We start from the raw sequence: 13,636 nt of genomic DNA, 5'->3' as shown, positions 1-13,636 counted from the left end.
CCCAAACGGTTCCGGTAAAAAAGTGCGCGTGATCGTGTTCACCGACAGCCCTGAGGTCGCCCTCAAGGCCGGTGCAGACGAAGCCGGCATGGCCGAACTCATGAAGAAGGTCAGCGAGGGCTGGCTCGAATTCGATGTCGCCATCGCGACCACCGAGGCCATGAAGCAGGTCCGTACTTTGGCCCGCGTGCTCGGCCCCAAGGGATTGATGCCCAATCCGAAGTCCGGAACCGTCACCGACGATATCGCTGCTGGTATCAAAGCCGTTAAGGCTGGTCGCGTTGAGTTCAAGATGGACAAAGCCGCTAACATCGGCGTCGGCATTGGTAAGCGCTCCTTCACCAACGCCCAGCTCATCGAGAACGCGAAAGCGGTACTCGAGGCCATTTCCAAGGCCAAGCCTGCGTCCTTCAAGGGCAACTACATCAAGACCGTCGCCTTCTCATCCTCGATGAGCCCTGGCGTTCATGTCGCCTCCACCGAATACAGCAAGTTCTAATCGGAACCCTACCCATGAGAGCCGAAAAAAAATACCTGATCAGCGAAGTCGAGACGCACCTTAAGAAGTCCGACTACGTCATCCTCGCCAATTTCTCGAAGGTCACCGTTTCCGATGTCGCCGAACTCCGCGCCAGCCTTGCTGCTGAAAACGCCGAGTTCCACGTCGTCAAGAACAGTTCCCTCCGTGTAGCCGCCAAGGCCCTGGGCCTGCCCGAGTTCGAATCCTCCACCTTGGCTGGCCCAACGGCTATCCTCGTCGGTGGCAAGAACCCGGCTGGCGTCGCGAAGATCCTTAAGAAGTTCTTCGACACCAAGCAGCGTCTTGAGGTCAAAGTCGGCGTCCTGGAGAAGAAGATTTTCTCCGCAAAGGAACTCGCCGTCATGGCCGATCTGCCTCCCTTCAACGTCATGCGCTCGCAGTTCCTCAGCTTGCTCACCAGCAACGCTGCGTCCTTCGTCCGCGTCCTCGACGCCAAGGTCAAAAAAGAGCAGCCCGCCGCCTAAGCCACATCAACCCATTTTGAGAAGGCGTCGGTTAAAATCGACGCCTTTGAGAAGACAAAAAATCCACAAGGGTAGGCTAGGGGATACGTCCCTTAAACGCGTTTCATTCCTGAAATCGCTAGTCGCCCTAGGAACTTAATACCATGAGCAATATCACCAAAGACCAAGTTATCGACTGGCTGTCCGCCCAGACCGTTCTCGAGCTCGCCTCCATCGTTAAAGACCTCGAAGCCAAGTGGGGCGTTTCCGCCGCCGCTGCCGTTGCCGCCGCTCCTGCCGGTGGTGCCGCTGCCGCTGTCGTCGAAGAGAAGACCGAGTTCAACGTTGTCCTCGTTGAGGCCGGCGCGAACAAGATCGGCGTCATTAAGGAAGTCCGCGCCATCACCGGCTTGGGCCTTAAAGAAGCCAAGGATCTCGTTGAAGGCGCTCCTAAGGCTGTCAAGGAAGGTGCTTCCAAGGCTGACGCCGAGGACATCAAGAAGAAGCTCGAGGCCGCTGGCGCCAAGGTCGAACTCAAGTAATTACTTGGCGTTCAACGATCTAAATCGTCTATCGTCTTCGGGACAGGCCGTGCTACCGCGCGGCCTGTCCTTTGCCTTTTCCGCTATCGCTCTTTGTTTTCAGTTTTCGCCCCAGCCTTCGGCTGGAGTTCGTTTGATTTGACCGCGCCAACCAGCGCGGTTTCTCCGTCTCTATACTTTACCTAACCGGGATCACCCATGGCCGTTCGCAATCAATCCGACCGTATCAACTTCGGCAAACTTCGTGAAGTCATTGTTCCGCCGAACCTGATCGAAATCCAGATCACGTCTTATCTCGATTTCCTTCAAAAGGGCATCCCCGAGAAACAGCGTAAGCCCCAAGGCCTCGAGGCCGTTTTCCGCGAGGTTTTCCCGATCGAGTCCTATGACGCACGTCTCAATCTTGAGTACGTCTCCTACACGCTCGGCGACTCCAAGAATTCCGAGATCGAATGTATCCGCGAGGGTATCACCTATTCGGTCCCCCTTTATGTAAAGCTGCGCCTCCGTGAGGAAGACTTCATCAAGGACGAGGAAATTTACATGGGTGAGATCCCCATGGTGACAGAGCGTGGCTCTTTCATCATCAATGGCGCCGAGCGCGTCGTGGTCTCCCAGTTGCACCGTTCGCCCGGCATCGCCTTCGAAGTTGCCCCGCATGCCAACGGTAAACCCCTCCACTCTTTCCGCATCATTCCTGACCGCGGCACTTGGCTTGAGGTTCAGTTTGATAACAACGACCTCCTTTACGTTTATCTGGATCGCCGCCGTCGTCGTCGTAAGTTCCTGATCACCACCTTGCTGCGTGCCATCGGCTACAGCTCGGACATCGACATCCTGAATCTTTTCTACGAGATCAAGGATATCAAGATCGCCAAGGCCCTCGACCTCGAAAACGTTTCCACGCTGGTCTTGGTTGAAGATGCCATTGATGCCCAAAAGGGCGTTGTGCTTGCTCGTGCTTTCGAGCCCCTCACCAAGCAGATCGTTCGTACCTTCGAGAAACACGGCATCTCCAGTATCCGTGTAATTGACACGGCTTCCGACGAAGGCGCCATCATCCGCGCCCTCAAGAAAGATCCGACACGTAACGAGGAAGAAGCCCTCAAGGAAATCTACAAGCGCCTGCGTCCGGGCGAGCCCCCGACAACCGCCAACGCAAAGGCACTGCTCAAGCGCCTGTTCTTCGATCCCAAGCGTTACGACCTCGGCCGCGTCGGCCGCTACAAGATCAACCAGAAGCTCGGTCTTAAGGTCGACCTAGAACAGCGTATCCTCGAGTCCGGCGACATCACTTCCGCCACCAAGTACCTCGTCCGCCTCAAACGCGGTGAGGGTGTTGTGGACGATATCGACCATCTCGGTTCCCGCCGCGTTCGTACCGTGGGCGAGCTTCTTGCCAACCAGTGCCGCGTGGGTCTGTCCCGCACCGAGCGTTTGGTGCGCGAGCGCATGACCATGTACGACCAGAGCGTCGATTCGATCACGCCCCAGAAGCTGATCAACCCGAAGGCGCTCACCACGGTGATCCGCGATTTCTTCGCCCGTTCGCAGCTGTCGCAGTTCATGGACCAGATCAACCCCCTCGCCGAGGTCACGCACAAGCGTCGTCTCTCCGCTCTCGGGCCGGGTGGTCTTAACCGTGAGCGTGCCGGCTTCGAAGTGCGTGACGTTCACCCGTCGCACTACGGCCGTATCTGCCCGATCGAGACGCCCGAAGGCCCGAACATCGGTCTGATCAACTCGCTCTCCACCTACGCTCGCGTCAACGAGTTTGGTTTCATCGAAACCCCGTACCGCATCGTTAAGGACGGCAAGGTTTCCGATAAGATCGACTACCTCACCGCCGACCAAGAAGAGGCCAAGGTCATCGCTCAGGCGAATTCCGAACTCGACGAGAAGAATCACTTCGTCGGCAAGGTCACCGTTCGTCAAGACGGCGAGTTCCTTGAAGTGCCCGCCTCCGAAGTCCACTACATGGACGTTTCGCCGAAGCAGGTCATCTCGATCGCCGCAGGTATGATTCCGTTCCTCGAGCACGACGACGCGAATCGCGCGCTGATGGGAGCGAACATGCAACGCCAGGGCGTACCGCTTCTGCAGGCCGAGTCGCCGTTCGTCGGCACCGGTATTGAAGAGCGCGTGGCCCGCGACTCCAAGATCGTCGTTGTGGCCGAAGAGGCCGGCATCGTCGCATTTGTGGACGCCAAGAGCATCGTCATCACCAAGGACGGCGAGCTGCCGCGCAACTTCGAGAAAAACCCCAAGAGCGATGCCAAGAACGGCGTGACCGTTTATGAGCTCCGCAAGTTCATGCGCTCCAATGCCAGCACCTGCTTCAATCAGAAGCCGGTCGTCGACAAGGGCCAGAAGGTTAAGGTCGGCGACATCATCGCTGACGGTCCTTCCACCGAAAAGGGTGAGATGGCCCTAGGCCGTAACATCCTCGTCGCGTTCATGCCTTGGAACGGCTACAACTTCGAAGACGCTATCCTCATCTCTGAAAAGGTGCTGAAGGAAGACATCTTCACCTCCATCCACATCCATGAGTTCGAGGTCGCCGCACGCGACACCAAGCTCGGGCCGGAGGAAATCACCCGCGATATCCCGAACGTTGGCGAAGAGGCCCTCAAGAACCTCGACCACAACGGCGTCATTCGCATCGGTGCAGAGGTCAAACCCGGCGACATCCTCGTCGGTAAGATTACGCCCAAGTCCGAAACTGAACTCGCTCCAGAGGAAAAACTCCTTCGCGCGATCTTCGGCGAGAAGGCCGCGGACGTTAAGGACACCTCGCTGGTCGTTCCGTCTGGCGAGTCCGGTATTGTCATGGACGTGAAGGTTTCCAGCCGCGTTGATTTCGAGAAGGAGAAGCTCTCCCCCTCTGATCGTCGCCGCCAGACCAAGCAGATCCAGGAAGACTACAAGACGCAGATGGATAAACTGCGCGAAGGTCTGACCGAGGCCCTGTCCAACATCCTCCTCGGCGAGAAGATCCCCCTCGATGTCATCAACGGTGACACCAACGAGATCATCATCCCGGCCAACCGTAAGATCACCAAGACGCTCCTTCGCAAGCTCGCCGCCGTCTCCAAGCACGTCGAGATCGATCCGTCCCCGGTTCGTATCAAGATCATGGAGATCATCGGCTCTTATCAGTCGAAGTTCGACGAGCTCGAGACCGACCGTGAGCGCAAGGTCAACAGCATCGAAGCCGGTGAAGACAACGGCAACGGTGCGATCAAGCAGGTCAAAGTCTACATCGCCACCAAGCAAAAGCTTGAGGTCGGTGACAAGATGGCCGGTCGTCACGGTAACAAGGGTGTGGTCGCCAAGATCGTTCCTCAAGAAGACATGCCTTTCCTCCCGGACGGCACGCCCATTGAGATCTGCTTGAATCCGCTCGGCGTTCCTTCGCGTATGAATATCGGGCAGGTGCTCGAGACGCATCTCGGCTGGGCTTGTAAAAAGCTCGGTATGAAGATCGCCACGCCTGTGTTCGACGGCATTCCGGAGAAGAAAATCCGCGAGTACCTCAAGGAGGCCAAGCTCCCCACCACCGGCAAGAGCGCTCTGTTCGACGGTCGTACCGGCGAGAAGATCGATCAAGAGGTCGTGGTCGGCTACATCTACATGATGAAGTTGAACCATCTTGTGTCCCACAAGATCCACGCTCGTGCGGTCGGTCCCTACTCCCTCGTCACGCAGCAGCCCTTGGGCGGTAAAGCCCAATACGGCGGCCAGCGCTTCGGCGAAATGGAGGTCTGGGCACTCGAGGCTTACGGCGCGGCGCACACCCTTCAGGAGTTGCTCACCGTCAAGTCCGACGACGTCCAGGGCCGTACCAAGATCTACGAGTCGCTCGTCAAGGGCGACAATACGTTGGTCGCGGGCACCCCCGAGTCCTTCAACGTGTTGATCAAGGAAATCCAGTCCCTCGGTCTGGATATCAAGCTCAACAAGCGCGACGCCTTCGGCGGTCTCACCGGCTAATCCGGCTCACGTCACCATTTAACGATTACATAGGGATATAACTCACAATGAGCATTCAACCCAACGAAGTTGCAGCCGGTGCCCGCGAAGAAACTCGCGATGTGCTCGGTCTGGAAGCCAGCCCGTTCGACTGCGTCTCCATCACCGTCTCCTCGCCGGAGACGATCCGCGCCTGGTCCAAGGGCGAGGTCAAGAACCCTGAGACGATCAATTACCGCACGTTCAAGCCCGAGCCGGGTGGTCTTTTCTGCCAAAAGATTTTCGGGCCGGTGCGCGATTACGAGTGCGCCTGCGGAAAGTACAAGCGCATCAAATACAAGGACGTGGTCTGCGACCGTTGCGGCGTCGAGGTAACCATCTCGCGCGTCCGTCGTCAGCGCATGGGCCACATCGAGTTGGCTGTTCCTGTCACCCACATCTGGTTCCTCAAGTCGATGCCCAGCCGTCTCGGCTTGCTGCTCGACATGACCGCTCGCTCGCTCGAGCGCGTCATCTACTATGAGAACTACATGGTGGTTGATGCCGGTAAAACACCGCTTGAACTCAAGCAGTTGCTCACCGACGTCGAGTACCGTCAGGCGCTCGAAGAGTATGGCGACGATTCCTTCGTCGCGAAGATGGGTGCTGAGGCTGTCCGTGACTGCCTCGTGAAGACCGACATGGAAGCGACCGTCGCCGAGCTCCAGGAGCAGATGCGCGCCACCAAGTCCAAGCAGATCAAAAAGAAGCTCTCGAAGCGTCTTAAGGTCATCCAAGGCTTCATTCAGTCCTCGTCCCGTCCTGAGTGGATGGTGCTGGAAGTGTTGCCCGTCATCCCGCCGGACTTGCGCCCGCTCGTTCCGCTCGAAGGCGGCCGCTTCGCCACCTCCGACCTCAACGATCTCTATCGCCGCGTCATCAACCGCAATAATCGTTTGCGCAACCTGATGCAGCTGAAGACGCCTGACGTTATCATCCATAACGAAAAGCGCATGCTGCAAGAGGCTGTTGACGCTCTCTTTGACAACGGTCGCCACGGCCGCCCAGTCACTGGCGCCGGCAACCGCCCCTTGAAGTCCCTCTCGGACATGCTCAAGGGCAAGCAGGGTCGCTTCCGTCAGAACTTGCTCGGTAAGCGCGTCGATTACTCCGGCCGTTCGGTCATCGTCATCGGCCCTGAGCTCAAGCTCAGCCAATGCGGTTTGCCCAAGAAGATGGCACTCGTCCTCTTCGAACCGTTCATCATCCGCCGTCTCAAGGAGCTCGGTTTCGTGCACACCGTCCGCGGTGCGCGCAAGATGATCGAGAAAAAGTCCCCCGAAGTTTGGGACATCCTTGAAGAGGTGACCAAGGGCCATCCGGTGCTGCTGAATCGTGCACCGACCCTTCACCGCCTCTCCATTCAGGCCTTCGAGCCCGTGCTCATTGAAGGCGACGCTATTCGTGTTCACCCCCTCGTCTGTACCGCTTACAACGCGGACTTCGACGGTGACCAAATGGCTGTACACGTGCCGCTCTCTCTCGAGGCGGTCATGGAGTGCAAATTGCTGATGATGGCGACGAACAACATCTTCTCGCCCTCCTCGGGTAAGCCGATCCTCACGCCTTCACAGGACATCGTTCTTGGTGCCTACTATCTGACCATCGAGCCCCGCAAGAAGCCCGAAAAGGGCGTCCGCGTGCCGCTGCTCTCCGGCCTCCAGGAAGTGCTGTTTGCCAAGGCAGACGGCGCTATCAAAGTCCACGACTGGGTCGAGGTCCCCAATCCTGACCACGGTCGCGAAACCGTTTTCGGTAACTCTGAAAAACGTACCCTCCGCACCACGGTCGGTCGCGTGATCTTTAATCAGATCTGGCCTGCCGATCTCGGCTTCGTTAACTTCCCTGTCCCTAAGGGCAAGCTGGGCGACCTGATTCTCAATACCTACAAGGTTGCCGATGGCGCGATCACCGTTGAGACCCTTGATAAACTCAAGGAGCTTGGCTTCCACGCCGCTATGCACGCCGGTATCTCCATCGGTATCGATGACATGATCATCCCCGAGGATAAGAAGGACATCGTCATCGATTCCCGTAAGAAGATCACCGAGGTCGAAGCCCAATTTAACAAGGGCATCATCACCGACGGCGAGCGCTACAATAAGGTCGTCGATATCTGGACGGGTGCCACCGACAAGATCGCCAAGGCGGTGTTCTCCAAGTTGGAAAACAACGACGGGCGTCCCGAGGTGAATCCGGTTTACATCATGATGGATTCCGGTGCCCGCGGTAACAAACAGCAGGTTCGTCAGCTGTGCGGTACCCGCGGTTTGATGGCCAAGCCCTCCGGCGAAATCATCGAGCGCCCGATTCTGTCTTCGTTCCGCGAAGGCCTCACGGTTCTTGAATACTTCATCTCGACGCACGGCGCCCGTAAGGGTCTCGCCGACACCGCGCTGAAGACCGCCGACGCCGGTTACCTCACCCGTAAATTGTGCGACGTCGCCATGGACGTGATCATCTCCGAAGGTGACACCGGCAGCCGCGACGGCATCTGGAAGAAGTCGATCTTCGAAGGTGACGACGAAATCGTTAACCTTCGTGAGCGTATCGGTGGCCGTTGTGCTTCCGATGATATCTTCAATCCGCTGAACCCCTCCGAACTGCTCGTCGCTTCCGGCGACCTGATCAGCGAAGAAATGGCGATTAAGATCGTCGAGTGTGGTATCGAGCGCGTGAAGATCATGTCGCCCCTCACCTCGATCAGCCCGAACGGCATCGATGCGAAGAGCTACGGTATCCATCCTGCCACCAACCTGCTGGCCAAGCAGGGTGACTCGGTCGGCATCATTGCCGCCCAGTCGATCGGCGAACCCGGCACGCAGCTCACCATGCGTACGTTCCACATCGGTGGCGTCGCTTCCGGCGGATTTAAAACCCCCGAGGTCCGCGTGCGCAGCAACGGTAAGGTTCGTTACAAGGGGCTTCGCCTCGTGGAAACGGCTGACGGCGCCGCCATTGTGCTCAATAAAACCGGCACGATCCAGATTCTGGACACCGACGATCGCGAGTTGGAAAACTACAACATTGTCGTCGGTTCGTTCCTTCACGTCGGCGACGGCGAGATGATCGAAAAGGGTGCAGTGCTTGCCCAATGGGATCCGTACAACATCCCCGTGCTCTCTGAAAAGGGCGGTACGCTCGGCTTCAAGGACATGATCCCCGGCGTCACCGTGAAGCGCGAACTCGACGAAGCGTCGGGCCGCATCGCCACGGTCGTTATCGAGCACAAGGAAGACCTCAATCCGCAGATCGAGGTGCGTGATGATGCCGGCAAGCCGATTGCCGCTTACTCCATCCCGGTTGGTGCGCAGATCGCGGTGCAAGAGGGCGACATCATCGCTCCCGGCTCGCTGCTCGCCAAGACCCCCCGTCAGGCCTCCAAGACCAAGGACATCACCGGCGGTCTCCCTCGCGTGGCCGAGCTGTTCGAAGCTCGCCGTCCGAAGGATGCAGCCGAAATGGCCCGCATCGACGGCGTCGTTTCGTTCGAGGGCACCCTGCGCGGCAAGCGCAAGTTGGTCGTTCGCAACGAAGAGACCGCGCAGGAAGAGGAGCATCTGATCCCGACCGGTAAGCACATCATCGTGCAACCCGGCGACGTGGTCCACAAGGGCCAGCACATCACCGAAGGCTCCGCCGACCCGCACGAGATCTTGGAGATCCTCGGACCGTCCGCGCTGTATGACTTCCTCATCAGCCAGGTGCAGGAGGTTTACCGTCTGCAAGGCGTGACGATCAACGACAAGCACATCGAGATCATCATCCGCCAGATGCTCCGCAAGGTCCGCATCACCGATCCAGGTGACAGCGAATACTTCTGGGGTGAGCAGGTCGACCGCGCCGCGTTCCTTCTGGGCAACAAGCGCCTCGACGAAGCCGGTGGTAAGCCTGCCGAGGCTGAGCCGATCTTGCTCGGTATCACCAAGGCATCGCTCGAGACCGAATCGTTCATCTCCGCGGCGTCCTTCCAAGAGACCACCCGCGTGCTCACCGACGCCTCGACCCTCGGTAAGATCGACACGCTGAAGGGCTTCAAGGAAAACGTGATAATGGGTCACCTGATCCCTGCCGGCACCGGTCTGCCTGCCTACAAGAACCTCCGCATCGTGCTGCCGTTCGGCGAGGAACTCCCCGCTGAGGAAGCTCTGGCTGCCGAGGCTCAGTAAGCCGGTTAGCCAAATCGGCCGACTGAAAAATCAAAGCCGCGAGTTCATCACTCGCGGCTTTTTTGCGCCCGCGTGCAGACGCACACTAGCGCAGACACAGGCTCGCAAAACACCGCGCACCCCTTTTCGTTTTGCCATGCGCCGCCTCGACCAACTCCTCGCCAATCTCGGTTACTGCTCGCGAAGTGAGGCACGTGATTTTTTGAAAAAGCACGTCGTTACCGTTCGTGGTGCCGCGGTGCGCGATCCCTCGGGCAAGGTCTTAGCCGCTGACGTCCGCATCGACGGCGAACCTCTCGATCACCCCGACGGGCTGCTGTTGGTTTTAAACAAGCCCCTCGGCCTGGTCTGCTCCCACGACGAGCGCGAAGGGCCACGGGTTTACGATCTGCTCCCTGAGCGTTGGCGCGCCCGTAATCCCCAAGTCACCAGTATTGGCCGTCTGGATAAGGATACCAGCGGGTTGATCCTGCTCACCGACCGCACCGAGTTGGTGCACCAGTACACTTCGCCCAAACACAAAGTCCCCAAGCTCTACCGCGCCACGGTGGACGCTGATCTCAAACCTGAGCTGATCCCGCTTTTTGCCGCCGGCACGCTCATGATGGACGGGGAAACTTCGCCCTGCGCACCGGCCGAATTACGTCTCATTGCCACCCAGCCCCGCACTGCCGATTTGGTGCTGACCGAGGGCAAGTATCATCAAGTGCGACGTATGTTTGCCGCGGTGGGCGTGACCGTATTGACGTTGCACCGGGTTCAGTTCGGCCGGCTCACGCTCGGTGACCTCGCCGTAGGCGCGTTTCGCGAGGTGGAAACGGTCGAAATCTAGATCGTTAAAACACGTTTTTTTGGCCCGTAAAAAGTAGCGCAGACTTACAGTCTGCTCCGTGCGATAAATGCAGGCTGGAAGCCTGCGCTACTTTTACGGCGCGCCGAGTAGGAAATAACTCGTGACGCCGGCGACGTACGCGGCCAAACCGGCCCCGAGCAGGCCAATTTGCCAGCCGAAACTGCGCGTCTTGGTGTCCCGGTAGTCGATGATGGTGACCAGCAGTTCCTCGTCCGTTTGACCGCGGAATTGCGTTACCCAGCGCACCCGTAAACCGAGCCACAGAATCAGCAGAACACTTACGAGCACCAAGATGAGGCCAACAATGAGGGCGTAGCGACTAAAGGGGCCGGCGGCGGCGATGCGCGGGCCTGAGAACCCAGTGATGGTGAGCGTCAAGGTGGCCAGAGAAAGCAGGAGCTGGGCGCGCGTTTGCAGAACGTTGAACTGGGCCATGAGCACATCGATCGCCGGCTTGAGGCTGCCGGTGATGCGCAGCAGATGGCGGGCTTCGTTGAGCGGAGCGGTTTCGGTGGTAGTCGTCATTTGGCGGGCGTTGCTGCGGGTTGGGGCGGGGTAGCTTTATCGGATGCGGCTGCGGAAGTCAGCTTGGCTTCGGCGGCTTTTTTAGCCTGCTCGGCCTGAGCATTTTCACTGGCGAGGGCGGCGTCTTTTTCGGAAATAACGCTTTGGCGAGTCGTGGCGTCAGCCCACAGCCAGTAGCCTTTTTCGTAGCGGTGCCAAAACAGACCTGCTGCGAGAGCGAGGACCACCACCAAGGCGGTGACGGCCTTGCGGCGACGCGCGGCGCCGCGGTCCTCGTAGGGGTCTGTGAGGTCGCGTTTGGCACCAGCAGGCAACTCGGCCCGCTCGGTCAACTTGGTTCCGAATGGGATGTTGATCTTCACGCGGCCGTTAATCGCCCACCCATTTGCCTCAAGGATCGGGCCGATGTTGCGTTGGCGCAGCTTGAGCCAGGCGATGAGCATCGACGGGCCGGAGATCGCCAAAATGATTCCGAGCACGCCCAGGGGCATCCACAGTCCGAGGCCGAGAAAGCCCGAGATGAAGCCGCCGAATAACGTGCCGAGTGCGCCGAGCGCTACGCCCAAAGCGGCCACCACCCCGACGTCGATTTTTTTGGGCTCCGCAGCCGGTTTCTTGATCTTGTCGGCATGGGCGGTGGTGGCGGCGGCATCGGCGAGCTGGGTGTTGGCTTCGGCATCGGCTGCGGCGGCGCGTTTGGCGACCTGTTCCTCGATGAAGCGCAGGAACTTTTTGTAGGGCGACAGGAAGGCCTGGCGGATGCTGATGGGGTTGTCGGCAATGCTGAAAATCGTCGCGTCCCAGTCGCGCCCCTTGCGGTCGTAAAAGATGCCGTTGCGGCCAACGAACAGGTAGTCGCTGTCGCCTTGGGTGAAGCACGCGGCGACTTTAATGGGCGCTTCACCGGCGCGTTTGCAGTCCACGTAGGCGATGTAGGCTTTGCTCATCGCCGCAAGCGGTGTGGCACCCGCGACCTGCACGCAGAACTCGGTGCTGCGGCTGTCGAGGTAGAGCGTGCCGGCTTGGAAAATCGCCGGCGTTTCGGGCGAGTAAAAATCGAAGAAGTTAACGAAGTTGTTGAGCAGTGTGCGGAAATCGCGGGTGTAGCGCAGCAGGGTTTCCACCGTGGTGACGGCGGTGAACTCGGGGGCGAGGGCCTTGTCCTGCGCGATGAGATCGAGCAGGGCGGCCTTCTGGTTGGCGGCGAGGAGGGCGTGGATACGCGGTAGGCCGAGTTTTTCTACCGCAGCGCCGACCTTGGAGGCGGCCCAGGCTTCGTAGGTGGCGACTTGGGCTTTGAGTTTAACCCATTCGGCTTCGCTTAACGTGCTTTGGCCTGGGCCGAACAGGGGCGTGACGGCGGCGGTGTGCAACGTGGCGAGGGCTGCAGCCCAGGCTGGGTTAACGGCGTCGAGAAGCGGGAGCGGACGATGGGCATCGATGCGCGCGAGCGGGAAGCCGGCGATTTCCTGTGCGGTGGCGGAGAGGTCGCGGGCGGCGAGGGTGAGGTAGTCGGCTTCGGCACGGTTGAGTGCGGCGAGCGAACGGGCGTCGTAGGCGGCGAGGCGGGTGCGGGCGAAATAGTCGTCCACCTTGGCGCGCACCGCCTGCACGGCGACGAGGGCGGCGGCGGTTTGGGCACCGAGGGGGAGCAAGTCGGCGGCGGCGCCCTTTGCGCTCCAAGCGGCGAAGGCGGTGAGGTCGGCGTAGAAGGATTCGACTCGGGCTTGGTCGATGCCGGCGGCGCCACTGCGGTCGACGGTGCCGCCGTGGGTGGCGAGGATGTCGGCGATGAGCAGTTGGAGGGCCGGCTCGGTCGCGGAATCGGGGGTGATGATGCCGTCGCCATTGAGGCGGGTGGCGGCGAACAGTCGCGCGGTGTCGGAAGCGTCGGCCAGCGTGATGGTGGTGGCATCGGCTTTACCATGGCTGCCGAGGATGCGCTGGGCGGAGGCGAGCGCGGCCCGGCCTTCGGGGGTGGCGGTCTTAAACGCAGAGAGCGGGATAGCTGCGCTGGTTTGGAGCAGGACTCCGAGGTCGTTGAGATGGCGGTCGGCCCAGTCGATGGCTGCGAGTAGTTCGGAGACGCGGATGCGGCCGTCATTGTCGGTGTCGAGCAGGGCGAGGGTTTTCTCGTCGAGTTCGAGGCCTTTGACGGGACAGCTCAGGGCGACCCATAGTTTTTGGTCGAGGTCTTTGAGGGCGAGCAGGTCGGCGCCGGTGTCGATGGCAGCCTGATCGAGACCGCCGATGCGGAAGAATTTCCAGATGTGTGAGGAGGCCATGGTAGAGCGCTTGAGGTGCAGCATTGCGTTTCAAGAAGTGAGGCAACGGATACGACCGGAGCGCAAGACTAGTAGGTAGTAACATTTAAAGTGACTGATCGAAAGTAGTGCGGTGCTTCAGCCCGCATCGGCGATTGAGCGAGAAATACCCGTGACCCTGCGGGCTAAAGCACCGCACTCCCTCGGATTTCAATCAGGCAACTTCTATCGAAGGTTACCATCCCCCCAAGACCGATTGAATGTCGGCTAAATCACCCGCATCTGCGC

General features: G+C 59.4%; 8 protein-coding genes. 6 read left to right on the top strand and 2 right to left on the bottom strand.

The window, feature by feature from the left end:
- The 6 genes from H2170_07855 to H2170_07830 form a co-directional block, all read left to right on the top strand.
- A partial coding sequence (locus H2170_07855; GenBank protein MCS6300006.1) for a 50S ribosomal protein L1 occupies nucleotides 1-499 on the top strand: 499 nt, incomplete at its 5' end.
- Between the two features lie 14 nt (nucleotides 500-513).
- Nucleotides 514-1,005: a 50S ribosomal protein L10 gene (locus tag H2170_07850; protein ID MCS6300005.1), complete on the top strand. Its 492-nt coding sequence runs from the start codon at nucleotides 514-516 to the stop codon at nucleotides 1,003-1,005.
- 143 nt (nucleotides 1,006-1,148) lie between these two features.
- Entirely contained in the window at nucleotides 1,149-1,526 is a 378-nt protein-coding gene (gene rplL, locus H2170_07845) for a 50S ribosomal protein L7/L12 (protein MCS6300004.1), read from the top strand.
- Nucleotides 1,527-1,724: 198 nt separating this feature from the next.
- Nucleotides 1,725-5,519, top strand: coding sequence for a DNA-directed RNA polymerase subunit beta (rpoB, locus tag H2170_07840; protein ID MCS6300003.1), 3,795 nt, complete (start codon nucleotides 1,725-1,727; stop codon nucleotides 5,517-5,519).
- A gap of 47 nt (nucleotides 5,520-5,566) precedes the next feature.
- Nucleotides 5,567-9,706, top strand: a complete 4,140-nt coding sequence (gene rpoC / locus H2170_07835; protein MCS6300002.1) for a DNA-directed RNA polymerase subunit beta' — start codon at nucleotides 5,567-5,569, stop codon at nucleotides 9,704-9,706.
- Nucleotides 9,707-9,842: 136 nt separating this feature from the next.
- A complete protein-coding gene (locus H2170_07830) occupies nucleotides 9,843-10,538 on the top strand; it encodes an rRNA pseudouridine synthase (GenBank protein ID MCS6300001.1) in 696 nt (231 codons plus the stop codon).
- A gap of 93 nt (nucleotides 10,539-10,631) precedes the next feature.
- Here H2170_07830 and H2170_07825 read toward each other — a convergent pair whose 3' ends face one another.
- Both H2170_07825 and H2170_07820 read right to left on the bottom strand, forming a co-directional pair.
- Complete coding sequence (locus H2170_07825; protein ID MCS6300000.1) at nucleotides 10,632-11,084, bottom strand: hypothetical protein; 453 nt, start codon at nucleotides 11,082-11,084, stop codon at nucleotides 10,632-10,634.
- A complete protein-coding gene (locus H2170_07820; protein ID MCS6299999.1) occupies nucleotides 11,081-13,393 on the bottom strand; it encodes a hypothetical protein in 2,313 nt (770 codons plus the stop codon). Before H2170_07820 ends, H2170_07825 begins: the two co-directional genes overlap by 4 nt.
- Nucleotides 13,394-13,636: the final 243 nt, after the last annotated feature.

Source organism: Opitutus sp., from assembly GCA_024998815.1.
Classification (GTDB): domain Bacteria; phylum Verrucomicrobiota; class Verrucomicrobiia; order Opitutales; family Opitutaceae; genus Rariglobus.
Note: the sequence above shows the minus strand (reverse complement) of the source record. Positions and strands in the feature narration are given on the sequence as shown.

Bases quoted from the DNA above. Each gene is read 5' to 3' on its own strand.
- H2170_07850 (MCS6300005.1), top strand. From the start codon at position 514: ATGAGAGCCGAAAAAAAATACCTGATCAGCGAAGTCGAGACGCACCTT.
- rplL (MCS6300004.1), top strand. From the start codon at position 1,149: ATGAGCAATATCACCAAAGACCAAGTTATCGACTGGCTGTCCGCCCAG.
- rpoB (MCS6300003.1), top strand. From the start codon at position 1,725: ATGGCCGTTCGCAATCAATCCGACCGTATCAACTTCGGCAAACTTCGT.
- rpoC (MCS6300002.1), top strand. From the start codon at position 5,567: ATGAGCATTCAACCCAACGAAGTTGCAGCCGGTGCCCGCGAAGAAACT.
- H2170_07830 (MCS6300001.1), top strand. From the start codon at position 9,843: ATGCGCCGCCTCGACCAACTCCTCGCCAATCTCGGTTACTGCTCGCGA.
- H2170_07825 (MCS6300000.1), bottom strand. From the start codon at position 11,084: ATGACGACTACCACCGAAACCGCTCCGCTCAACGAAGCCCGCCATCTG.
- H2170_07820 (MCS6299999.1), bottom strand. From the start codon at position 13,393: ATGCTGCACCTCAAGCGCTCTACCATGGCCTCCTCACACATCTGGAAA.